This window comes from Microbacterium sp. STF-2, assembly GCF_034650155.1.
GTDB lineage: Bacteria > Actinomycetota > Actinomycetes > Actinomycetales > Microbacteriaceae > Microbacterium > Microbacterium maritypicum_A.
In genome coordinates, this window is sequence record NZ_JARKMW010000001.1 from 1,246,666 (window position 1) to 1,270,176 (window position 23,511).

Consider the following 23,511-nt stretch of genomic DNA (forward strand, 5'->3'; position numbering starts at 1 on the left):
GTACCGCGGCCCCCCGTCGCGCGCTACTCGGTCTTGGCCGGCTCGGGGAAGATCGCGGTGAACAGCTGCCCGACCCACTCGAGCAGCTGTGCGTCGGGGAGCGGCTCGAGACCCACCCCGACCGCCGCGGGGACGGTGGGCATCGGCACGACCAGCGCCTCTCCCCCGGCCACGAGCTTCGCCTTCGGGTAGAGCCGCTGCAGCCGCACCTTGATCGAGTCTTCGAGCCGCGCGGGCGCGATGCGCAGGTTCGAGCCCATCACGACGACGTCGGTCAGCCCGACCCGGGCAGCGCGACGGCGCAGACGCGAGATCGCCAACAGGCCTTCGACCTCTTCGGGCGGCGTGCCGTAGCGGTCGACGAGCTCTTCGACGACCAGATCGATCGCCTCATCCTTGGCGGTCGCCGCCGAGGCGGCGGAGAGCTTCTGGTAGGCCTCGAGCCGCAGCCGCTCGCTGTCGATGTAGTACTCGGGGATGCGCGCGTCCAGGGGCAGTTCCAGGCGCAGCTCCTGCCCGGTCTCGACCTCGTCCCCGCGGAACGTCGCCACGGCCTCGCCGATCATGCGCAGGTACAGGTCGAATCCGACGCCCGCGATGTGTCCGGCCTGTTCGGCGCCGAGCAGGTTGCCCGCCCCGCGCAGTTCGAGGTCCTTCAGCGCGACCTGCATGCCGGAGCCCAGGTCGTTGTTGACCGCGATGGTCTGCAGACGGTCGGCCGCGGTCTCGCTCAGCGGCTTCATCTCGTCGTACAGGAAGTACGCGTAGGCGCGCTCGCGCCCTCGTCCGACGCGGCCACGCAGCTGGTGCAGCTGACTGAGTCCGTACTTGTCGGCGCGGTCGATGATGATCGTGTTCGCGTTCGCGATGTCGAGACCCGTCTCGATGATGGTCGTCGAGACGAGCACGTCGAACTTGCGCTCCCAGAAGTCGTCGACGACCTGCTCGAGCTGGTGCTCGCCCATCTGTCCGTGCGCGACCGCGATCCGGGCCTCGGGGACGAGTTCGGCGAGCTCGCTCGCGACGCGCTGGATCGACTGCACCCGGTTGTGCACGAAGAAGATCTGCCCTTCGCGCAGGATCTCGCGACGGATCGCCGCGGCCATCTGCTTGTCGCTGCGCGGGCCGACGAACGAGAGGATCGGGTGCCGGTCCTCCGGCGGGGTCGCCAGCGTGGACATCTCCCGGATGCCGGTGACCGCCATCTCGAGCGTGCGCGGAATCGGCGTGGCACTCATGGCGAGGATGTCGACGTTGGTCTTCATCTTCTTGAGCGCGTCCTTGTGCTCGACGCCGAACCGCTGCTCCTCGTCGATGATCATCAGGCCGAGGTCCTTGAACATCACCTGGTCGGTGAGGATGCGGTGGGTGCCGATCACCATGTCGACCGAGCCCTCGAGCAGGCCTTGCAGAGTGAGACGCGCCTCCTTGTCGGTCTGGAAGCGCGACAAGGGCCGCACCTTGACAGGGAAGCCGGCGAAGCGCTCGGTGAACGTCTCGAGGTGCTGCTTCACCAGCAGCGTCGTCGGCACGAGCATCGCGACCTGCTTGCCGTCCTGGATCGCCTTGAACGCCGCACGGACCGCGACCTCGGTCTTGCCGAAGCCGACGTCGCCCGAGAGCAGCCGGTCCATCGGGATGGGCCGTTCCATGTCGGCCTTGATCTCGTCGATCGTCTGCAGCTGGTCCTGTGTCTCCGCGAACGGGAACGCCTCTTCCAACTCGCGCTGCCACGGGGTGTCCGGGCCGAACGCGTGGCCCTTCGCGCTCATGCGCGCGGAGTAGAGCTTCACGAGCTCGACCGCGATGTCGCGCACGGCCTTGCGCGCCTTGCCCTTGGCCTGCGACCAGTCGCTGCCGCCCATCTTCGAGAGCGTCGGGGCCTCGCCGCCGACGTACTTCGAGAGCAGATCGAGCTGATCCGTCGGCACGAACAGCTTGTCGCCCGGGTAGCCGCGCTTGGACGGCGCGTACTCGAGAACGAGGTAGTCGCGGATCGACTTGGTGGCGTTGCGCCCGCCGGTGGACACCTCGCGCTGGGTCATCTCGACGAAGCGGCCGATGCCGTGGGTGGCGTGCACCACGAAGTCGCCCTGCTTGAGCTGCAGCGGGTCGACCACGTTCTTGCGCCGCGAGGCGAGCTTCTTGACGACACGCTGATCGCCGCCGATGGTCCGGCCGTAGAACTCGTTGTCGGTGAGGACGGCGAGCTTCGCCTCGGCCACCTGGAAGCCGGCTTCGACGGATCCGGTGACGAGGGTCGCGACACCGCCCTCCGGTGCGTCGGTGAGCGTCTCGACCACCCGGGCGGCCAGGCCGCGGTCGGCGAGCACGTCGCGTGCGCGATCGACCAGACCGTGACCGGCGGCGATCACGACCACCCGCCAGCCGTCGGTCACCTTCGCCTCGACGAACGAGATCGCGCCGTCGACGTTGCCGTGGAAGGAGGGGATGACGGCGGCGCCGAGGTTGGTGGCCTCCGCATCGCCCTCACCGAGCCCGGCACCGAACGGGCTGAGCCGCCACCACACCCCGCCCCGGTCGCGCACGACCTCGCGCAGCTCGGCGATGGTCAGGAAGTCACCGGCCCCCAGATCGATGGGCGCGGAGGCGCCGGAGGTGGCGGCGCTCCAGGCGGCGTCGAGGAACTCGCGGTTGGTGTCGCCCAGGGTGATGGCGCGCGCACTCGATCGCTCGGGATCGATGACCGCCGTGGCGCTTCCCGCCGGCAGGTACTCGGCCAGCGACTTCAAGGGTCCGGCGACCGCGGGGAGCAGCGACTCCATGCCTTCGACCGGGATGCCCTCGGCCATCTTCTCGAGCATGCCCGAGATCGCGGGGAAGCCGCCGACGAGTGCGCGGGCCCGATCGCGGACCTCGGCGGTGAGCAGCAGCTCGCGGGTGGGCGGCAGGTCGACGCCCGTGACATCGCCCGGAAGGGAGCGCTGGTCCGCGACGGAGAACGCACGGATCTGGTCGATCTCGTCGCCGAAGAACTCGACGCGATAGGGGTGCTCCGACGTGGGAGGGAAGACGTCGAGGATGCCGCCGCGCACCGCGAACTCGCCGCGCCGCGACACCATGTCGACGCGGGAGTACGCCCGTTCGACCAGCTGCTCGACCACGCGGTCGAGTTCGTGCCCCCGGCTGCCGACGCCGAGTTCGAGCGGGGCGATCTCGCCCAGGTTGCCGGCGATCGGCTGGAGCGCGGCCCGCACGGACGCGACGACGACGAGCGGGTGGTCGCCCGACCACTCCGCGATCCGGCGCAGCGTCTGCAGACGCTGACCGACCGTGTCCGGGCTCGGGCTGAGCCGCTCGTGCGGCAGCGTCTCCCAGGCGGGGAACGTGAGGATGTCGGCGTCGGGCAGGTAGGCGTGCATCGCCAGCGCGAGGCTCTCCGCCCGCCTCCCGGTGGGGACGACGGCGAGGAGGGCGGCCGGGTGTCCCGCCGCCGCCCTCTTCTCGAGCAGGCCGGCGAGCGCCGGGGCGTCGAGCCCGTCGACCAGGCCGAGGTCGGCGTCGGTGCGCGCCCAGCTGAGGGCGTCACGGTACAGAGACGCCTCTTCCAAGGCGCGCAGAATCCCCGGAACAGTCACCGGACAAGACTAGTCGCGCCCACGGACACTCCGGCCGCCACGCCCGTCGAGGAACGCCAGCCTGCCTAGGCTGTCGGGATGGAATCCGTCGCCCTCACCACGCCCCGACTCGTCCTGCACGCCCCGACGGAGGCGGACATCGACGCGATCACCGAAGCGTGCCAGGATCCGGAGATCCCGCGCTGGACCACCGTGCCGAGTCCGTACACCCGCGAGGACGCCGCGCAGTTCGTGCGTCTGTCGACCGCGCAGTGGGACGCCGGTTCCGAGGTCGTCTGGGGCATGTATGCAGACGGCGAGCTCGTGGGCATGATCGGTCTTCACAACATGACCGATCACTTCACGGGCGCGACCGCAGAGCTGGGCTACTGGGTGACGGCCCGCGCACGGGGCCGCGGATATCTCACCGAAGCAGCAGCGGCCGTGATCGATTGGGGCTTCGTCGGACTCCGGCTCGTCCGCATCCGCTGGCAGGCCGTCGCGGGGAACATCCCCTCGGCCCGCGCCGCCCGGGCCCTCGGCTTCCGCTACGAGGGCCTGCAGCGGCAGGCGCTGACGAGCCCGCGCGGGCGCGACGACGGCTGGATGGCCGGCCTCCTCCCCGGGGACGACCGCACGCCGGTCGACTGGCCGATCCTCTGAGGGACGCGCCCACCGGGTGACAGTGTCGGCGCCCGATGACAGGATGAACACATGCCGGAGATGCCGGAAGTCCAGGGCCTGACCACCTTTCTCGCCGAACGCGCCGTCGGGCGCACCATCACGCGCGCGACCGTCTCGGCGATCGCCGCGTTGAAGACCTACGATCCTCCGATCAACGCCCTCCAGGGAGCCACGATCACCGCATCCGCGCGTCTGGGCAAGTTCGTCGTGCTCTCCTGCGGCGACGAGCTGCACCTGGTGTTCCACCTCGCGAAGGCCGGGTGGCTGCGCTGGTACGAGACGCTCCCGACCACGCTCATCAAACCGGGCAAGTCCCCCATCGCCCTGCGGATCGCCCTCGACGACGGCAGCGGTTTCGACCTCACGGAAGCGGGGACCAAGAAGTCGCTCGCCGTGTACGTGGTGCGCGATCCGCAGGAGGTGCCCGGCATCGCCCGGCTCGGCCCCGCCCCCCTCGACCCCGCGTTCACGCGCGAGGCGTTCGCCGCCCTGCTCGAGGATCGGCGTATGCAGATCAAGGGGCTGCTGCGTGATCAGGCGGTGATCGCGGGCATCGGCAACGCGTACTCGGACGAGATCCTGCATGCCGCGCGCATGTCACCGTATGCGATCGCCGGAAAGCTCGACGACGCCGAGATCGACCGCCTGTTCGGGGCCATGCGCGAGACGCTGACAGAGGCGGTCGCCCAAGCCTCCGGCAAACCGCCGGCGGACCTGAAGGATGCCAAGCGCCGCGGCATGCGGGTGCACGCGCGTCGAGGAGAGGCCTGCCCGGTGTGCGGAGACACGGTCCGCAGCGTGTTCTTCGCCGACCGCTCGCTCGAGTACTGCCCCACCTGCCAGACCGGTGGCAAGGTACTCGCCGACCGCCGCCTCTCCCGACTGCTGAAGTGACGGCGGACGCGCCGCACGGTGAAGTCGTCTGTCGCGGAATGATCTGTCGCGGAATGAAATGCGCCCGAACGCGTTGAGTACACTCAGAACAACAACGTGCTCCGGGGTCGGTGGGAATCCGAACCGGCGGTGACAGTCCGCGAGCGTCTCGAGAGATCGGGATGCCGATCCGGTGGAATTCCGGGACCGACGGTGATGCGAGGGCGACCTCGCTAGTCCGGAAGGGAGGCAGCACGAGACGCATTCGTGCGTCCGTTCCGCCACCCCTGTCTGAACCCGGAGCCTCAGAGGAGGACGACGGATGGCAGTGAACGCGGCAGAGCGCCACGCGATGGATCGCGCGCTCCACCTCGCCGCCCGTGGACCGCGCGGGGCGAACCCGCAGGTCGGCGCGGTCCTCCTCTCCCCCGACGGCAGGGTCATCGCCGAGGGCTGGCACCACGGCGCCGGCACCCCCCACGCAGAGGTCGACGCGCTCTCGAAGCTCGCCCCCGGCGAGGCGCGAGGAGCGACGGCCGTCGTGACCCTCGAACCCTGCAACCACACCGGCCGCACGGGCCCCTGCGCCGTCGCTCTCATCGACGCGGGCGTCGCACGCGTGGTGTACGCGCTCGACGATCCCGGCGTCGCATCAGGCGGCGGGGCGGAACGCCTGCGGTCCGCAGGCGTCGACGTCGAGTCGGGTGAGCAGGCGGACGCCGCACACGCGCTCATCGCCGGATGGCTGACCGCCCAGCGACTCGGTCGCCCCCATGTCACTGTCAAGTGGGCGCAGAGCCTGGACGGCCGCGCGGCCGCCGCCGACGGATCGAGCCAGTGGATCACGGGGCCCGCCGCACGCGCCGACGTGCACCGCCGACGTGCGGAGGCCGACGCGATCGCGGTCGGTACCGGAACGGTGCTGGCCGACGACCCCGCCCTCACCGCCCGTGACGGCGACGCCCTGCTGCCGCACCAGCCGATCCCGGTCGTCATCGGCTCCCGGCCCACCCCGTCCGACGCCGCTGTGCACCGGCATCCCCACACCCCGCTGTTCTTCGACACCCGCGATCTGCGTGCGGTGGTGGCCGACCTGCACACCCGCGGCGTGCAGAGCCTGTTCGTGGAGGGCGGCCCGACGCTCGCCAGCGCCTTCATCGAGGCGGGGCTCGCCGATCGCGTGCTCGCCTACATCGCCCCGGTGCTGCTCGGCGGCAGCCGACTCGCCCTGACCGACATCGGTGTCGGTTCCATCGACGAGGCCCGACGTCTGACCGTCGACGAGTGGCTTCCCCTCGGAGACGACCTGCTCGCGATCGCGCACCCCGCGCACGCCACCGATCCCGCGGAAGACCCGCAGAACGAAGGAGCTGCCTGATGTTCACCGGAATCATCGAGGAGATGGGCGAGATCACCGCGATCGCCCCCGCGGGTGACGGCTGGCGCCTGACCGTCCGCGCGCCCCGGGCCGCAGCGGACGCCGTGCACGGCGAGTCCATCGCTGTCTCGGGTGTGTGCCTCACCGTGGTGGGGTCGACCGCCGACACCTTCGACACCGACGTGATGAAGCAGACGCTCGACGTCGCCGCGATCGGGTCGGCGACGGTCGGAACCCGCGTGAACATCGAGAAGGCGATGCCGGTCGGCGCCCGTCTCGGCGGTCACATCGTGCAGGGCCACGTCGACGGCACCGGCGACGTGCTCGAGGTGCGCCCCGGCGCGCAGTGGAGCGTGCTGCGGATCAGCCTGCCCCTCGACCTCGCCCCGCTCGTGGTCGACAAGGGGTCGATCTCGGTCGACGGCACCTCGTTGACCGTGAGCGCCGTCAGCGCCCCTGCAGACCCCTCCCCCTGGTTCGAGGTCTCGCTGATCCCCGAGACCCTCGCCGCGACCACGCTCGGCGTCCGCGCCGTCGGCGACCGCGTGAACCTGGAGACCGACATCCTCGCCCGGCACGTCGAGCGCCTGCTCGCGTTCCGCGCCGCACCGGAAGGAGGCTCGCGATGAGCCTTTCCACCATCGCCGAAGCCCTGGAGGCGCTGCGCGCCGGGCGCCCCGTCCTCGTCGCCGACGACGAGAACCGCGAGAACGAAGGCGATGTCATCCTGTCGGCAGAGCTCGCGACGCCCGAGTGGGTGGCGTGGACCGTGCGCTGGTCGTCGGGCTTCATCTGCGCCCCGATGCCCGCCGATCTCGCCGATCACCTGAACCTGCCGCCGATGGTCGCCGCCAGCGAAGACGCCCGCTCGACCGCATACACGGTGAGTGTCGACGCCGCGCAGGGGGTCACGACCGGCATCAGTGCCCACGACCGCGCCCACACGCTGAACGTGCTGTCGAACCCGGAGTCCACGTCGACCAGCATCATCCGGCCCGGCCATGTGCTGCCGCTGCGGGCGGTCGACGGCGGAGTGCGCGAGCGCAGTGGCCACACCGAGGCCGCGGTCGAACTCATGAAGCTCGCCGGTCTCCGCCCCGTCGGCGCGATCGCCGAGGTCGTGGCGGAGGACGGCAGCATGATGCGGCTGCCCGGCCTGATCGAGCTCGGTGCGCGCGACGGCGTGCCGGTCATCACGATCGAGCAGCTGATCGCCCACCTCAACGAGATCGATCCCGAGGGCGCCACCCCGAATGCGCATCGCGGCCGTCGCGTGAGCCTGCGCGCCGACGCCACCGTGCCCACCACGCACGGCACCTTCCGCTTCCTCGCCTACAAGGACCGCATCACCGGCACCGACCACATCGCCGTCGTCTCGGGCGAACTCGGCGAGACCGCGCTCGTGCGGGTGCACTCGGAGTGCCTGACCGGCGAGGCGTTCGGCTCGCTCAAATGCGAGTGCGGCCCGCAGCTCGACTCCGCCCTCGACGCGATCGAGAAGGAAGGCGGGATCGTCATCTACATGCGCGGTCACGAGGGTCGAGGGATCGGCCTCATCAACAAGCTGCGCGCCTACAGCCTGCAGGAGGAGGGGCTCGACACGGTCGACGCCAACCTCGCGCTGGGGCTGCCGGCCGATGCCCGCGACTACGCAGCGGCGGCCGGCATCCTCTCCGACCTGGGCGTGTCGAAGGTGCGCCTGCTGACGAACAACACCGACAAGGTCGCGCAGCTGCGCGAGCTCGGCCTCGACGTCGTCGAGCAGGTGCCGCTGATCGTCGGTGTGGGACCCAACAACCATCAGTACCTGGAGACCAAGCGTGACCGGATGGGTCACATCATCGGCGAAGCGGAACTCGCAGAGGCGCTCGCCCACGGAGAGGACGACAAATGAGCGGCGCAGGAGCACCCGAGATCGGCACCATCGACGGACGCGGTCTGAACGTCGTCATCGTGGCCGGAACGTGGCACGAGACGATCTCGAACGGCTTGATCGCCGGTGCGGAGCGCGTGCTGGACGCGGCCCGGGCCACGCACCGACTGGTGCGCGTGCCCGGCTCGTTCGAACTCGCGATCGCCGCCCAGGCGGCCTTCGCCGGCGGGGCGGATGCCGTCGTCGCACTCGGCGTGATCATCCGCGGGGGCACACCGCACTTCGAGTACGTGTCGGCAGCGACCACCGATGGCCTCACCCGCGTCGCCCTCGACGCCGGCAAGCCCGTCGGCTTCGGCGTGCTCACCCTCGACGACGAGCAGCAGGGTCTCGACCGTGCGGGCCTGGAGGGCTCCAAGGAGGACAAGGGCGCCGAAGCAGCTGACGCCGCCCTGCGCACAGCCCTCGTGACACGGGAGCTGCGCGGCTGAGGTCAGCCTGCCCTTGCTAGCGCTGGACCTCGCCTCACTCGTACGGTGAGGGCATGGAGACCCTCCGTCATATCGTGCTGTTCGTCCACCTCATCGGATTCGCCGTGCTCTTCGGCTCCTGGGCCGCGCAGGCGTTCGGCGGAAAGCGTGAGTTCACGCGCCTGATGAACATCGGCATGGCGATCGCCGCGGTCGCGGGCCTCGCGCTCGCGGCGCCGTGGGGCATCTCCTACGAGCTCAACTACGTCAAGATCGGCGTCAAGCTCGTGATCCTGCTCATCATCGGCGCCCTGCTCGGCATCGGCCTGGGTCGTCAGCGCCGCGGTGCGGCCATCCCGCCGGCGGTGTTCTGGCTCGTCGGCATCCTCACCGCCGTAAACGCCGCGATCGCCGCGATCTGGCGCTGAGCCGTCAGCGCGTCCGCGGCGCCGCCGTGCTCGCCCGCACGATGAGTTCGGTACCGACGAGCGGGGTCTGCTGACGCTCGACACCGTCGAGCTCGGCGAGCAGCGCGTCCACCGCGAGCGCGCCCACGCGCTCCGGGTGCTGCTGCACGGTCGTCAGCGGCGGCCAGAGCTGTGCCGCATCGGGCAGTCCGTCGAACCCGACGATGCTCACGTCTCGCGGCACGTCGAGCCCGATCTCTCGGAACGCACGCAGCACGCCGATCGCCATCTGGTCGTTCGCCACGAACACCGCGGTGACACCGTCGATCGCACGCAGTTCGAGACCGGCTGCGTAGCCGGACGACGCGGTCCAGTCCCCCGCCAGCGGCTCCGGGACCGTACGCCCGTGCGTCTCGAGCGTCTCCCGCCACGCTTCACGGCGGCGCTCGGCGGAGTAGGAGCGCGCGGGGCCGGTGACGTGCCACACGGTGTCGTGACCGAGTTCGAGCAGGTGCTCGGTCGCGAGCCGAGCGCCCTGCGCCTGATCGGTATCGACGAACGGATGCGTCGCCGTGCGGTTCGAGTCGACGAACACGACGGGAAGCGCCTCGGGGATCTCGATGTCGGCCTCGTCGAGCTGATGCGCCTCGATCACGATGATGATGCCGTCGACCGCGTGCTCCTCCAGCCGACGGAACGCACCGGCCACGGTCTCGCCCGCGCTCGACTCGACGGGGATGAGAGTGAGCGCGTAGCCGAGCTGGGCGGCGCGCACGGCGATCGCATCGAGCGTGCGCTGGTTCCCGTAAGAGCTGAACGAGAACATCACGACGCCGATCGTGCGGAATCGCCCTGACCGGAGTGCGCGGGCGGCGCTGTTCGGCCGGTACCCCAGACTGTGCATGGCGGCCTCGACACGCTCGCGCGTGGCGGCACCGACGTAACCCCTGGCATTGACGACGCGCGACACGGTCTGGCCGGAGACGCCGGCCTCGCGGGCCACGTCTTCCATCGAGGGCTCACGTCGACGCGTCGACGTCTCTGTCGGATGCTCCGGGGTCACGATCACCCATCCCCTCATATGTTGACGTTGACACACTACCAGTCGGTCCAATATGTTGACGTTGACACACGGCGCACGGTGCGCCCGAAACGTAAGAAGGACTCGTCGATGACGACTGAAATCCCCGCAGCCCCGGGTGCCCCCGGCATCCGGCGCCGCGACAAGCGCGACTGGAGGGGATGGGCCTTCGTCGGCCCGTTCATGGTCGTGTTCGCCCTGGTGTTCCTGACGCCGCTCGCCTATGCGCTGTACCTGAGCTTCTTCCAGGAGAAGCTCATCGGCGGCACCGCGTTCGTGGGGCTCGACAACTACGTCCGCGCCCTGAGCGACCCGCAGTTCTGGGAGGCGTTCGGCCGCGTACTGGTCTTCCTCGTCGTGCAGGTGCCGATCATGCTGATCCTGGCCCTCGGCGCCGCCCTCGCCCTCGACAGCGCCCGCCTGCGCGGAGCGTCGTTCTTCCGCATCCTGATCTTCCTGCCCTACGCGGTGCCGGCCGTGGTGGCGGTGCTGATGTGGGGCTACATCTACGGCGACCAGTTCGGCCTCACGAGCAACATCAACGACATCCTCGGCGTCGATGCGATCACGCCGTTCGCCAAGGAGTGGATGCTGGTCTCGATCGGCAACATCGTCACCTGGGAGTTCGTCGGCTACAACATGCTGATCTTCTACTCGTCGCTCAAGACCATCCCGACCGATATGTACGAGGCGGCCTCCCTCGACGGCGCCGGGGCGTGGCGCACGATCTTCTCGATCAAGATCCCGTCCGTGCGCGGAGCGCTCGTGATCGCCACGATCTTCTCGATCATCGGCAGCTTCCAGCTCTTCAACGAGCCCAACATCCTGCGCCCCCTGGCCCCGAACGTGATCACGACGTTCTTCACGCCGAACATGTACGCGTACAACCTGTCGTTCGCGGGGCAGCAGTTCAACTACGCCGCGACGATCGCCATCATCATGGGCGTCATCACCGCGGTCATCGCCTACGTCGTGCAGCTGCGCGGCTCGAAGTCGGAGGTGCGCTGACATGGCACTCCCCCTCGCCCGCCCCGCGCACCGGCGCCACGATCCGCTGAAGCCGCGCACGTCGAACACCCTGCTGATCGTCATGATCCTCTATGCGCTGTATACGCTCGTGCCCCTGGTGTGGCTGCTGTTCAGTTCGACCAAGACGCAGGCGGGACTCTTCAGCTCGTTCGGACTGTGGTTCGCCGACGACTTCGCATTCTTCGACAACCTGGTCGCCACGTTCTCGTATCGCGACGGCATCTTCCTGCGCTGGCTCGGGAACACCCTCCTGTACGTCGTGGTCGGCGCCGGGGGCGCGGCGCTGCTCGCCACCATGGCCGGCTACGGACTCGCGAAGTTCCGCTTCCCCGGACGCCGTGCGGTGTTCGCCGTGGTCCTGGGCGCCGTGGCGGTGCCCGGCACCGCCCTCGCGGTCCCGACCTTCCTGCTGTTCAGCGAGCTCGGACTGACGAACACGCCGTGGGCGGTGATCATCCCGTCCCTCATCAGTCCCTTCGGTCTGTACCTGATCTGGGTGTTCGCGTCGGAGTCGGTGCCGACCGAGCTGCTCGAGGCGGCCCGCATCGACGGCGCAGGAGAGTTCCGCACGTTCTTCACGATCTCGATGCGGCTGCTCGCGCCCGGCATCGTGACGGTCGCGCTGTTCACGGTGGTCGCCACCTGGAACAACTACTTCCTGCCCCTGATCATGCTCTCGGACCCCGCCTGGTATCCGCTCACGGTCGGCTTGAACCAGTGGAGCGCCCAGGCCATCGGCGCGGGGTCCCAGCCCATCTACAACCTCGTGATCATGGGCTCGCTGCTCACGATCATCCCGATCGTCATCGCCTTCCTGCTGCTGCAGCGCTTCTGGCAGTCAGGTCTCACCGCGGGAAGCGTCAAGCAATAGCTCCCCGTACCCCCTGCATCACCTCTGCGATCCGACGCTGGACCGCACCTCCCGAAAGGACACAGCAATGAAGCACCTTCCCTCCCCGACGCGGCGCACCCTCGCGGTGCTCGCCGCAGGAACCGTGGCAGCGCTGGCGCTGGCCGGATGCAGCACCGGCGGCGACGCCGGCTCCGGCAACACGGGTTCCGGCTCGTTCGACTCCGTCGAGGCGGCGCTCGAGAAGGGCGGTGAGATCACGTACTGGTCGTGGACACCGTCGGCCGAGGCCCAGGTCGAGGCCTTCCAGGAGGAGTACCCGAACGTCAAGGTCAAGCTGGTGAACGCCGGCACCAACAACGAGGAGTACACCAAGCTGCAGAACGCCATCAAGGCGGGCTCCGGCGCTCCGGACGTCGTGCAGATCGAGTACTACGCGTTCCCGCAGTTCGCGCTGACGGACGCCTTCACCGACTTGTCGCAGTACGGGTTCGCCGACTTCGAGGACGACTACACCGCCTCCACCTGGAACTCCGTCACCGACGGCGACGCGATCTACGGTCTGCCGCAGGATTCCGGCCCCATGGCCCTGTTCTACAACAAGACCGTGTTCGATGCGGCCGGTGTCGCCGTCCCCACCACCTGGGACGAGTACTACGAGGCCGCCAAGGCGATCCACGCGGCGAACCCCGACGCGTACATCACCAACGACACGGGAGATGCGGGCTTCGCGACCTCGATGATCTGGCAGGCCGGGGGAAAGCCGTTCGAGACCTCCGGCACCGACGTCACGATCGACCTGCAGGACACCGGCTCGAAGAAGTGGACCGAGAACTGGAACCGCCTCGTCGAGGAAGACCTGCTGGCCCCGTACGGCAGCTGGAGCGACGAATGGTTCCGCGCCCTCGGCGACGGCAGCCTGGCGAGCCTCGTGATCGGCGCGTGGATGCCCGCGAACCTCATCTCCGGTGCCCCCGACGGCGCCGGAGACTGGCGCGTCGCGCCGATGCCGACGTACGACGGTTCCCCGGCGAGCGCGGAGAACGGCGGGGGCGGGCAGGCCGTCACGAAGCAGAGCAAGAACCCGGAGCTGGCGGCGGGCTTCCTGTGGTGGCTGAACAACTCCGAGGAGAGCATCTCGATCGCCCTCGAGTCCGGCGGATTCCCGTCGACGACCGCGGAGCTGTCCAGCACGGAGTTCCTCGCCGAGGCGCCGGAGTACTTCGGCGGCCAGAAGATCAACGAGGTCCTCGCGGCCGCGGCCGATGACGTGGTCGAGGGCTGGAGCTACCTGCCCTACCAGGTGTACGGGAACAGCATCTTCGGCGACACCGTCGGCCAGTCGTACCAGAACGGCACCGACCTGAACGAGGGCCTCACCGCCTGGCAGGACGCGCTGGTCGAGTACGGCAACTCCCAGGGCTTCAGCGTCAACAAGTGAACCCGCGGCTGAGCCGGCCCGGTCCCCGCCGGGCCGGCTCCGCCCGCCTCATCGAAAGCACCACGACACGTGACCTCCTTCTCCCTCGGCGACACCGACTTCCTCCGCGACGGACAGCCGCACCAGGTGATCTCCGGCGCCATCCACTACTTCCGCGTGCACCCCGACCAGTGGCGCGACCGCATCCGCAAAGCCCGACTGATGGGACTGAACACGATCGAGACCTACGTCGCCTGGAACGCGCACGAACCTCGGCGGGGTGAGTGGGACGCGAGCGGAGGGAACGACCTCGGACGATTCCTCGACCTGGTGCAGGCGGAGGGCATGGATGCGATCGTGCGCCCCGGCCCCTACATCTGCGCCGAGTGGCACAACGGCGGGCTGCCGGTGTGGCTCACGGGCAGCGTCGAAGGACTGCGCTCCTCCGCTCCGGCCTTCCTCGCCGAGGTGACCGCCTACCTGCGCCGCGTGTACGACATCGTCGCACCGCGGCAGATCGACCACGGTGGGCCGGTGATCCTGGTGCAGATCGAGAACGAGTACGGCGCCTACGGCGCCGACCGCGCCTATCTCGAGTCACTGGTGACCACGACTCGCGATGCCGGGATCACCGTTCCGCTGACGACCGTCGATCAGCCCGTCGATCGGATGCTGAGCGACGGAAGCCTCCCCGGGCTGCACAAGACCGGATCCTTCGGCTCCCGGAGCACCGAACGGCTCGCCACCCTGCGCCGCCACCAGCCCACGGGTCCGCTGATGTGCGCGGAGTTCTGGGACGGATGGTTCGACTGGTGGGGCGGCGTGCATCACACGACCGATGTCGCCGCGGCCGCCGCCGACCTCGACGAGCTGCTGGCGGCCGGCGCCTCGGTCAACATCTACATGTTCCACGGCGGCACCAACTTCGGGCTGACCAACGGCGCGAACGACAAGGGGCGCTACCTGCCCCTGGTGACCTCCTACGACTACGACGCCCCGCTCGATGAGACGGGGAACCCGACAGAGAAGTTCTTCGCCTTCCGCGAGGTGATCGCCCGCTACGCGCCGGTGCCCGACGAGGTGCCCGCGGCGGCCGAGGCCTCCCCCGCGTTCGAGGTTCCGCTTCGAGCGGCGGGACCGTGGACCGATGTCGCAGCGGCCGCGCCGACCACCGCCCTGCCGCAGACCTTCGACGAGCTCGGACATCTGAGCGCCCTCGTACGTTACGACACCGAGCTGCCGGCGGGAGCGGGAGGGCTCCTCGTCGTCAACGACGTGCGCGACCTGGCTTGGGTGAGCGTCGACGGTCACCCCGTCGGCACACTCGCCCGCACTCGGCACGACCGCGCGATCCGGATCCCGGATGGCCGTAGCCTCCGCATCCTCGTCGAGGATCAGGGGCGCGTGAACTACGACCGTCGCCTGGGCGAGGAGAAGGGGCTGATCGGCGAGATCACCCTCGACGGTGCGCCCGTGACGGGCTGGCGAGCGACGACCCTGGATGTCGCCGAGATCGCCGCGGAGATCGATGCGGACGGCGGCCGCGAGCGCGGCCGGGAGGTCGGTCCCACCGCGTGGACGGCCGAGTTCTCCCTGGATGCCCCTGCGGATCTCTTCGTCGACACCGCATCATGGAGCAAGGGCTACGCGTTCGTGAACGGATTCTTCCTCGGTCGATATTGGCGCAACGGCCCGCAGCGCACGCTCGCCGTGCCCGCACCCGTCACCCGAGCGGGCGCCAATCACCTCGTCGTGCTGGAGCTCGAAGACGTGCTGCAGCCGCGCGCCGTCTTCGTCGGAGCCCCCGCGCTCGGCGACACGGAGGAATAGTCCGAGATGACACGCGAAACACGCGCACAGCAAACACTCAGGAAGGCGTAAACTCGCCCGGGTCCCCCGGTATACCGGGGACTCGATCGGAGGAGCTTCATGAGTACTGCCACTGCGCCCGCGAATCCTCGCTCGCGCGTCATCACCGCGAGCCTGGTCGGCACCACGATCGAGTTCTACGACTTCTACGCGTACGCGACGGCGGCCGTGCTCGTGTTCCCGGTGCTGTTCTTCCCCACCGGCGACGACACCACCTCGCTCCTCTCCTCGTTCGCGGTGTTCGGTGCGGCGATGGTCGCCCGTCCGATCGGCGCGGTGGTCTTCGGCCACTTCGGCGACAAGTTCGGGCGCAAGGCCACACTCGTGGCATCACTGCTGACGATGGGCATCGCGACCTTCGTGATCGGCCTGTTGCCGACCTACCAGGACATCGGGTGGTGGGCCGCCCTGCTGCTGCTGATCCTGCGACTCGCTCAGGGCTTCGCGCTCGGCGGCGAGTGGTCGGGCGCGGCACTGGTCGCCACCGAGAATGCGCCGAAGGGCAAGCGCGCCTGGTACGGCACCTTCCCGCAGCTGGGCGCGCCGCTGGGCTTCATCATCGCCAACTTCCTCTTCCTCGCGATCAACTGGCTGCTGCCGCACGCCGAGAACCCGGTCCTGAAGTCCGAGGCGTTCCTCTCCTGGGGCTGGCGCATCCCCTTCCTGTTCTCCGCAGTGATGGTCATCATCGGCCTGTGGGTGCGGCTCAAGCTCGTCGAGTCCGACACCTTCAAGAAGGCGGAGACGAAGGGCGTGATCCGCAAGCTCCCGCTCGCGACCGTGTTCCGTCACCACTGGAAGCAGCTCATCCTCGGCACGTTCATCATGCTGGCGACGTACGTGCTGTTCTACCTGATGACGAACTTCACCCTCGCCTACGGAACCAAGGCCGCCTCGCTCGAGACCGCCACCGCCGCCGCGAAGGCCGCTGCCGAGGCGACCGGCGCCCCGTTCGACCCGATCAAGTTCGCGGCCCAGTTCTATCCCGGTCTCGGCTTCGGCTACACCGACTTCGTGCTGATGCAGATCATCGGCGTGGTGTTCTTCGGCATCTTCACGCTGCTCTCCGGGCCCATCGCCGATGCGGTCGGCCGACGGAAGCTGCTGCTGTGGGTCACCGGAACCATCATCGTGTTCGGTCTCACGTTCAACGCCTTCCTCCTGCCGGCCGTCGACCCGAAGTTCACGGGTGCGCTCACCCAGGCGTTCCTCGTGTTCGGGTTCATGCTGATGGGAGCGACGTTCGGCCCGATGGGCGCTCTGCTTCCCGAGCTGTTCCCGACCAACGTGCGCTACACGGGGTCGGCGATCGCCTACAACGTCTCGTCGATCCTCGGCGCGGCAGTGGCCCCGCTCATCGCGCTGAAGCTGTGGGAGGTGGCCGGCGGCGCTCCGTGGCTGGTGGGTCTGTACCTGTCCGCGATGGGTGTGCTCACGTTCATCGCGCTGATCCTCTCCCCCGAGACCAAGGACCACGACTACGACGACGACCTCGGCGTCGCGGCGGCCGTCGAGCTGTGATGCTGCGGCCGTGACGATTCACGTCACGGCCGCAGGAACTCCTCGATCGCGGCGATGGTGGTCGCGTTGTCGAGGTGTCGCACGGCGCAGATCCCCACTGCCTCGGCACCGTCGACCGATACCTGATGGTCGTCGATGAACAGCACGTCGCCCGGGTCGGCGCCCATGCGCTGCAGTGCTCGTCGGTAGGCCTCGGGATCCGGCTTGTTCACGCCCTGCTCGTGGCTGTAGCAGATCGGGTCGAAGACCTCGGAGAAGCCGAAGCGGCGCTCCTCCTCCTCGCGCGCGCCATCGGCGGAGTTGGAGAGGATCGCTGTTCCCGCCCGCGCCGAGAGCGTGCGCGCGTACGCGATCAGGTCGTGGTTGCCGGTGCCGCAGTAGGCATCCCAGAAGTCCTCGCGCATCGCGCCGCGCTGGACCTCGTCGAGACCGAGTGCCGTGCCCACCGCCGCCCAGAAAGCGGGTTCGGTGCCGACGGTGACATCGATCGGCGGAAGATCGGCCTCTGCGATGCGCGCCTCGAAGGCGGACGGCTCGAGACCGACCACGGCACGCCAGCGCTCCCACCACTGCTGCTGCCAGGCATCGTCGTCGACGACCTCCAGCACTCCCCCGATGTCGAACAGGATCCACTTCTTCGTCGGCATCCCCCCACACTGCCACGTCAACATGTATTGACACTCGCGGGCACGTCAACGATGATTGACGCAGGAGGTCCATCATGACAATGCCGACCGCGATCGCACAGGACGACGGCAGCGAGCCCCTGGCCGCGCTGCACCGGCTCGCCGAGGTGCGCAAGGAGGTGGCCCGTGCCGAGGAGGTGAACGTGCGTCGCGCGCGGAACCTCGGGTACTCCTGGCAGGCGATAGCCAGCGCCCTCGGCGTGAGCAAGCAGGCGGCTCATCGGCGATTCGGCCGGTCCTGAGCCCGCGATGTGCCGCATACAGCCGCTCCATAGGATTCGACCGCGAACGAAGTACGGTCGAAGTACCATCTCCAGATAGAGGTCCCGCATGTCCGGTTCGGCGACAGCACGCCGCCGCGGACGTGGCGCACAGCCTGAAGGCCCCCGCGCCACCTTCCGCCAGCTCCTCCCCTTCCTCTTTGAACACAAGCGCACCCTCATCGTGGTCGCGGTGCTCAGCGTCATCGGCGCCGCGACCTCGCTCGTGCAGCCGTTGCTCGTGGGCCAGGTCATCGAGGCCGTGCAGTCCGACACCGGTATCGGGATCCTGGTGTGGCTGCTCGTCGGCTTCGTGATCGTGTCGTCGGTCATCTCCGGCTTCCAGCACTACCTGCTCCAGCGCACCGGCACCGCGGTCGTGTACTCGAGCCGCCGCAAGCTGATCGCCCGCATCCTGCACCTGCCGACCTCGGAGTTCGATGCCCGCCGCACCGGCGACCTCGTCTCCCGCGTCGGCACCGATACGACGCTGCTCTACGCCGTGCTCACCCAGGGCCTCGCCGATGCCGTCGGCAGCGCCGTGCTCTTCCTCGGCGCGCTCATCGCGATGCTCGTGATCGACCCCATCCTGCTGCTGCTCATCGTCGTGGTGATCGGCATCTCGGTCGCCGTCGTCGTGCTGCTGAGCGGACGCATCCGCACCGCGTCGACCGCGCAGCAGGAGAAGGTCGGCGAGCTGGCTTCCGGCGTGGAGCGCGCGGTCGGCTCGATCCGCACCATCCGCGCCTCGGGAGCCACCGAACGGGAGACCACCGCCGTGTCGGGCCTCGCCTCCGACGCCTACGGCATCGGCGTGCGCATCGCCAAGATCTCCTCGATGGTCGTTCCCGTCTCCGGCATCGCCCTGCAGCTGTCGCTGCTCGTGGTGCTCGGGGTGGGCGGATTCCGGGTGGCCGCGGGAGCGATCACGATCGCCTCGCTGATCTCGTTCATCATGTTCCTGTTCCTGCTCGTGATGCCGCTGGCCACGACGTTCGGCGCGATCACCTCGGTCAACCAGGCTCTCGGTGCGCTCGGCCGCATCCAGGAGGTTCTCGACCTGCCCACCGAGTCGCAGGACGACGAGAAGATCGCGGCCTCGCTGCCGCGCGAGACCGCTGCGGCGGACGCACCGGCCATCGAGTTCCGCGACGTGCGCTTCCACTACCCTGCGAACGTCGTCGCCGCCCGTCAGGCCGCGGCCAAGGAGGCGCGCACGCTGCTCGCCGATGCGCACCTGGAATCCGCGGAGGACGCCGCCCCCGCCGTGCAGGACCACGAGGTGCTCCGCGGCGTGTCGTTCGCCGTGCCGCAGGGCTCCCGCGTCGCCCTGGTGGGCCCCAGCGGCGCGGGGAAGAGCACGATCCTCTCGCTGATCGAGCGCTTCTACGACCCGACCGGCGGCTCGATCCGCCTGCACGGCCACGACGCGCGCACCTACCCGCGCGACGAGCTGCGCGCCCACTTCGGTTACGTCGAGCAGGATGCGCCGACGCTGGCCGGCACGCTCGCCGAGAACCTGCGGCTCGCCTCTCCCGAAGCGACGGACACCGACTGCGAACGGGTGCTGCGCGCCGTGAACCTCGGCGACGTGCTCGAGCGCGATCCGCTCGGCATCGATGCCCCCGTCGGTGAAGACGGCGTGATGCTGTCGGGCGGTGAGCGTCAGCGTCTCGCGATCGCGCGCGCCCTGCTCACGGACGCCCCGATCCTGCTGCTCGACGAGTCGACGTCATCGCTCGACGGCGTGAACGAGCAGCGCATGCGGGAAGCCATCGATGCCGTGTCGACCGACCGCACGCTCATCGTGATCGCGCACCGCCTCTCGACGGTCGTCGACAGCGATCTCATCGTGGTGCTGCAGGACGGCGTCGTCGTCGGCCAGGGCACGCACGCCGAGCTCGTGGAGTCGACGCCGCTGTACCGCGACCTCGCGCGACACCAGCTGCTCACCTGACGCACGACAACACGAAGGCGGGACGTCGGAGACCACTCAGCCATGGGTTCGTCTCTGATGTCCCGCCTTCGCGGGTTTGCGGGGCACGAAGCCCCGAGGGTGCCGGCTCCCCCGAACCGGCACCGGTCTGGGGGAACTACGCCTTGTCGAGGCGGTAGCGCAGCGACGCCAGCTCGGCGCGCAGCGCTGCGGGGACCTTGTCGCCGAAGGTGTCGTAGAACTCCTCGGTCAGGTCGGCCTCGGTCTTCCATGCCTCGGCATCGACCGAGAACAACTCGTCGAGGTCGGCAGCGGGAATGTCGAGACCGTCGAGGTTCAGGTCCTCCACGCGCGGCAGGCGACCGATCGGGCTGTCGACCGCAGGAACGTCACCCGCGATGCGGCGGATGATCCAGTCGACCACACGCGAGTTGTCACCGAAGCCCGGCCACAGGAACCGGCCGTCGTCGCCACGTCGGAACCAGTTCACCTGGAAGATGCGCGGCGCCCTGTCGAAGCGCAGACCGCGCCCGACCTTGAGCCAGTGCCCGAAGTAGTCGGCCATGTTGTAGCCGCAGAACGGCAGCATCGCGAACGGGTCGCGGCGCAGCTCCCCGACCGTGCCCTCGGCGGCAGCCGTGCGCTCTGACGAGATGTTCGAGCCCAGGAAGACGCCGTGCGTCCAGTCGGTGGCCTCGACCACGAGCGGGACATTGCTGGCGCGGCGTCCACCGAACAGGATGACGTCGAGCGGAACGGCCTCTTCCCAGTCCTCGGAGATCTGCGGGCACTGCGCCGCCGACACCGTGAAGCGGGAGTTGGGGTGCGCTGCCGGCCGTCCCGACTCGGGAGTCCAGTCGTTGCCCTCCCAGTCGATCAGGTTCGCGGGCGCCTCATCGGTCAGACCCTCCCACCACACGTCGCCGTCCGGACGGAGAGCGACGTTCGTGAAGATGGTGTTGCCCCACAGCGTCTCGACCGCCGTGACGTTGGTCGATTCGCCGGTTCCGGGTGCGACGCCGAAGAAGCCCGCCTCCGGGTTGATCGCCCACATGCGGCCGTCTTCGCCGGGACGGATCCAGGCGATGTCGTCGCCGAGGGTCTCCACCCGCCATCCGGGGATGGTCGGACGCAGCATCGCGAGGTTCGTCTTGCCGCAGGCAGAGGGGAACGCCGCGGCCACGTGGTACGCCTTGCCCTGCGGGTCGATCACGCGGATGAGCAGCATGTGCTCGGCGAGCCACCCCTCATCGCGGGCGATCACCGAGGCGATGCGCAGCGCGAAGCACTTCTTGGCGAGGATCGCGTTGCCGCCGTAGCCCGAACCGTACGAGTAGACCTCGAGCGTCTCGGGGAAGTGCACGATGTACTTGTCGTCGTTGCAGGGCCACTCGACGTCCTGCTCCCCCGGGGCGAGCGGGGCGCCGACCGTGTGCACGGTCTTGACCCACGGCGCACCCTCGGCGATCTGCCGTGTGACGGCATCGCCGACACGGGTCATGATGCCGATCGAGGCGACCGCGTAGGCGCTGTCGGTGATCTGCACGCCGATGTGCGAGAGCGGACCGCCGACCCGGCCCATCGAGAACGGCACGACGTACATCGTGCGGCCGCGCATCGAGCCCTCGAAGATCTCGTCCATCTTGGCGTGCATGTCGGCAGGCGCCGCCCAGTTGTTCGTGGGGCCGGCGTCCTCCTCGCGCTCGGAGGCGATGAACGTGCGCCCCTCGGTGCGGGCGACGTCGCTGGGGTGCGAGCGTGCGAGGTACGAACCGGGACGCCATTCGGGGTTGAGCTTGATGAGCTTGCCCTCATCGACGAGTCCGCGCAGCAGCCAGTCGTTCTCGGCGCGCGAGCCGTCGACCCAGTGCACGGCGTCGGGCTGGGTGAGAGCGCGGATCTCCTCGACCCACGCGGCCAGCTCCGCCATGGCGGGGGTGTCATACGTCGGAGCCGCGCCGAACGTACGCGTCGGTGCGACGGGAGACGTGCGGGGGGTGAAGACTTCGGCGATAGCCATGACGTGTGCTCCTTTGAAGTGTGGGGCGTTGCACCTATCTTCTTCCGGTTCGAGCGCGACTTTCGGACGATTCGAGCGATAAGAACTTCAATTCTTTCGCTAGACTCAAGGAATGGCGTCCTCCGGCATCCACCTCACGACTCTCGGCCACCGCATCCGTCACCACCGATTGGAGAACGGGTTCACGCTCGACGAGCTCGGTGCCCTGGTCGGCGTGGCCGGCTCTCAGCTGAGCCTGATCGAGAACGGCAAGCGCGAGCCCAAGCTCTCGCTGCTGCAGGCGATCGCTCAGGCGACGAAGACCGAGGTGACCGACCTGATCTCCGGTGAACCGCCGAACCGTCGGGCCGCCCTCGAGATCGCCCTGGAGCGCGCGCAGGAGAGCCCGGTCTTCCGGCAGCTCGGCGTCGCGCCCGTGCGCGTGACCAAGGGCATGAGCGACGAGACGATCGAGTCGGTCCTGGGGCTGCACCGCGAGCTGGAGCGGCGTGAACGCGAAGCCATCGCGACGCCGGAGGAGGCACGGCGCGCGAACACCGAGCTGCGGCTGCGGATGCGCGCGCAGAACAACTACCTCCCCGAGATCGAGAAGCTCGCCGAGAAGCACCTCAAGGCCGCGGGGCACGTACAGGGGGCGCTCACCCACCGCACGGTGAGCATCATGGCGGAGAAGCTCGGCTTCGAGCTGATCTACGTCAACGACCTTCCCCACTCGACCCGCTCGGTCACCGACCTCGAGAACGGACGCATCTACCTGCCGCCGGCGTCGATCCCGGGTGGCCACGGTCTGCGCTCGATGGCGCTGCAGGCGATGGCGCACCGACTGCTCGGGCACACACCGCCGACCGATTACGCCGACTTCCTGCAGCAGCGCCTGGAGATCAACTACTTCGCCGCGTGCTGCCTGATGCCGGAGACCGCATCGGTCGCGTTCCTGCAGCAGGCGAAGAAGGACCGCAACCTCGCGGTCGAGGACTTCCGCGACGGCTTCGGCGTGACGCACGAAGCCGCCGGCATGCGCATGACGAACCTGTTGACGCAGCACCTCGGCATGGCGCTGCACTTCCTGCGCGTGGATTCCACCGGCGCGATCACCCGCGTGTACGAGAACGACGACCTGCCGCTGCCGATGGACGTGACCGGCGCGGTCGAGGGACAGCGGGTGTGCCGCAAGTTCCAGGCACGCGCGGCGTTCACGCAGCAGAACCGCACGGTGGAGCACCACCAGTACACGGACACCCCCTCTGGCACGTTCTGGTGCTCGACCCAGACCGGATCGTCGAGCGACGGCGAGTTCTCGGTGACGGTCGGCGTGCCGTTCGACGATGCCCGCTGGTGGCGCGGACGCGAGACCAACGACAGAGCGGTGTCGACCTGCCCCGACGAGTCGTGCTGCCGTCGCCCCTCCGCCGAGCTGAGCGATCGCTGGAGCGGACGGGCGTGGCCGAGCGCCCGCGTGCACACGCACATGTTCTCGCCGCTCCCCCGCGGCGCGTTCCCCGGCGTCGACGACAACGAGGTCTACAACTTCCTCGCGCGTCACGCGAGCGAGTAGTCGCGGCGGGGTCGGTGATCC

Annotated in this window: 19 protein-coding genes; 15 read left to right on the plus strand and 4 right to left on the minus strand. The window is 69.0% G+C overall.

What is annotated here, in order from left to right; genetic code table 11:
* Nucleotides 1-23: 23 nt before the first annotated feature.
* Complete coding sequence (gene mfd / locus MicroSTF_RS05935; protein WP_031207203.1) at nt 24-3,599, minus strand: transcription-repair coupling factor; 3,576 nt, start codon at nt 3,597-3,599, stop codon at nt 24-26.
* A 78-nt stretch (nt 3,600-3,677) separates the two neighbouring features.
* Here mfd and MicroSTF_RS05940 point away from each other — a divergent pair, with 78 nt between their 5' ends.
* The 7 genes from MicroSTF_RS05940 (at nt 3,678) to MicroSTF_RS05970 (ending at nt 9,284) form a co-directional block, all read left to right on the plus strand.
* A complete protein-coding gene (locus MicroSTF_RS05940) occupies nt 3,678-4,241 on the plus strand; it encodes a GNAT family N-acetyltransferase (protein ID WP_322954221.1) in 564 nt (187 codons plus the stop codon).
* 51 nt (nt 4,242-4,292) lie between these two features.
* The gene (locus MicroSTF_RS05945) at nt 4,293-5,156 is read left to right on the plus strand and encodes an Fpg/Nei family DNA glycosylase (RefSeq protein WP_322954223.1); all 864 of its coding nucleotides are present in this window, start codon (nt 4,293-4,295) and stop codon (nt 5,154-5,156) included.
* A gap of 301 nt (nt 5,157-5,457) precedes the next feature.
* Nucleotides 5,458-6,513 (plus strand): bifunctional diaminohydroxyphosphoribosylaminopyrimidine deaminase/5-amino-6-(5-phosphoribosylamino)uracil reductase RibD, encoded by a 1,056-nt coding sequence (gene ribD, locus MicroSTF_RS05950; protein WP_136025097.1) that lies wholly within the window; start codon nt 5,458-5,460, stop codon nt 6,511-6,513.
* Nucleotides 6,513-7,142 (plus strand): riboflavin synthase, encoded by a 630-nt coding sequence (locus MicroSTF_RS05955; protein ID WP_021201045.1) that lies wholly within the window; start codon nt 6,513-6,515, stop codon nt 7,140-7,142. The genes ribD and MicroSTF_RS05955 overlap by 1 nt, the downstream gene beginning before the upstream one ends.
* Nucleotides 7,139-8,407, plus strand: a complete 1,269-nt coding sequence (locus MicroSTF_RS05960; protein WP_021201044.1) for a bifunctional 3,4-dihydroxy-2-butanone-4-phosphate synthase/GTP cyclohydrolase II — start codon at nt 7,139-7,141, stop codon at nt 8,405-8,407. The genes MicroSTF_RS05955 and MicroSTF_RS05960 overlap by 4 nt, the downstream gene beginning before the upstream one ends.
* The gene (ribH, locus tag MicroSTF_RS05965) at nt 8,404-8,877 is read left to right on the plus strand and encodes a 6,7-dimethyl-8-ribityllumazine synthase (RefSeq protein ID WP_021201043.1); all 474 of its coding nucleotides are present in this window, start codon (nt 8,404-8,406) and stop codon (nt 8,875-8,877) included. Before MicroSTF_RS05960 ends, ribH begins: the two co-directional genes overlap by 4 nt.
* A gap of 53 nt (nt 8,878-8,930) precedes the next feature.
* Nucleotides 8,931-9,284, plus strand: coding sequence for a hypothetical protein (locus tag MicroSTF_RS05970; protein WP_029260425.1), 354 nt, complete (start codon nt 8,931-8,933; stop codon nt 9,282-9,284).
* Nucleotides 9,285-9,288: 4 nt separating this feature from the next.
* Here MicroSTF_RS05970 and MicroSTF_RS05975 read toward each other — a convergent pair whose 3' ends face one another.
* Nucleotides 9,289-10,275, minus strand: coding sequence for a LacI family DNA-binding transcriptional regulator (locus MicroSTF_RS05975; protein WP_029260426.1), 987 nt, complete (start codon nt 10,273-10,275; stop codon nt 9,289-9,291).
* A gap of 159 nt (nt 10,276-10,434) precedes the next feature.
* Between MicroSTF_RS05975 and MicroSTF_RS05980 the strand changes: the two genes are divergently transcribed.
* The 5 genes from MicroSTF_RS05980 (at nt 10,435) to MicroSTF_RS06000 (ending at nt 17,033) form a co-directional block, all read left to right on the plus strand.
* Nucleotides 10,435-11,352 (plus strand): carbohydrate ABC transporter permease, encoded by a 918-nt coding sequence (locus MicroSTF_RS05980; protein ID WP_021201040.1) that lies wholly within the window; start codon nt 10,435-10,437, stop codon nt 11,350-11,352.
* 1 nt (nt 11,353) lies between these two features.
* The gene (locus MicroSTF_RS05985) at nt 11,354-12,244 is read left to right on the plus strand and encodes a carbohydrate ABC transporter permease (protein WP_416338463.1); all 891 of its coding nucleotides are present in this window, start codon (nt 11,354-11,356) and stop codon (nt 12,242-12,244) included.
* Nucleotides 12,245-12,311: 67 nt separating this feature from the next.
* On the plus strand, nt 12,312-13,664 hold the full coding sequence (locus tag MicroSTF_RS05990) for a sugar ABC transporter substrate-binding protein (protein WP_315069434.1): 1,353 nt from the start codon (nt 12,312-12,314) through the stop codon (nt 13,662-13,664).
* Nucleotides 13,665-13,733: 69 nt separating this feature from the next.
* Nucleotides 13,734-15,473: a beta-galactosidase family protein gene (locus MicroSTF_RS05995; protein WP_322954229.1), complete on the plus strand. Its 1,740-nt coding sequence runs from the start codon at nt 13,734-13,736 to the stop codon at nt 15,471-15,473.
* Between the two features lie 99 nt (nt 15,474-15,572).
* Nucleotides 15,573-17,033: an MFS transporter gene (locus MicroSTF_RS06000; protein WP_021201036.1), complete on the plus strand. Its 1,461-nt coding sequence runs from the start codon at nt 15,573-15,575 to the stop codon at nt 17,031-17,033.
* Between the two features lie 23 nt (nt 17,034-17,056).
* On the opposite strand, the gene MicroSTF_RS06005 is transcribed toward MicroSTF_RS06000, so the two are convergent.
* Nucleotides 17,057-17,680 carry an HAD-IA family hydrolase gene (locus MicroSTF_RS06005; protein WP_322954232.1) on the minus strand — a complete coding sequence of 208 codons (624 nt, stop codon included), beginning with the start codon at nt 17,678-17,680 and terminating at the stop codon, nt 17,057-17,059.
* A gap of 74 nt (nt 17,681-17,754) precedes the next feature.
* On the opposite strand from MicroSTF_RS06005, the gene MicroSTF_RS06010 reads away from it, so the two are divergent.
* Together MicroSTF_RS06010 and MicroSTF_RS06015 are read left to right on the plus strand one after the other, a co-directional pair.
* Complete coding sequence (locus MicroSTF_RS06010) at nt 17,755-17,961, plus strand: AsnC family protein (RefSeq protein WP_136025094.1); 207 nt, start codon at nt 17,755-17,757, stop codon at nt 17,959-17,961.
* Between the two features lie 88 nt (nt 17,962-18,049).
* The gene (locus MicroSTF_RS06015) at nt 18,050-19,936 is read left to right on the plus strand and encodes an ABC transporter ATP-binding protein (RefSeq protein WP_029260431.1); all 1,887 of its coding nucleotides are present in this window, start codon (nt 18,050-18,052) and stop codon (nt 19,934-19,936) included.
* Between the two features lie 136 nt (nt 19,937-20,072).
* Here MicroSTF_RS06015 and MicroSTF_RS06020 read toward each other — a convergent pair whose 3' ends face one another.
* Complete coding sequence (locus MicroSTF_RS06020) at nt 20,073-21,935, minus strand: phosphoenolpyruvate carboxykinase (GTP) (protein ID WP_029260432.1); 1,863 nt, start codon at nt 21,933-21,935, stop codon at nt 20,073-20,075.
* A gap of 112 nt (nt 21,936-22,047) precedes the next feature.
* Between MicroSTF_RS06020 and MicroSTF_RS06025 the strand changes: the two genes are divergently transcribed.
* Entirely contained in the window at nt 22,048-23,490 is a 1,443-nt protein-coding gene (locus MicroSTF_RS06025; RefSeq protein WP_021201031.1) for a helix-turn-helix transcriptional regulator, read from the plus strand.
* The last annotated feature ends 21 nt before the right edge of the window (nt 23,491-23,511 follow it).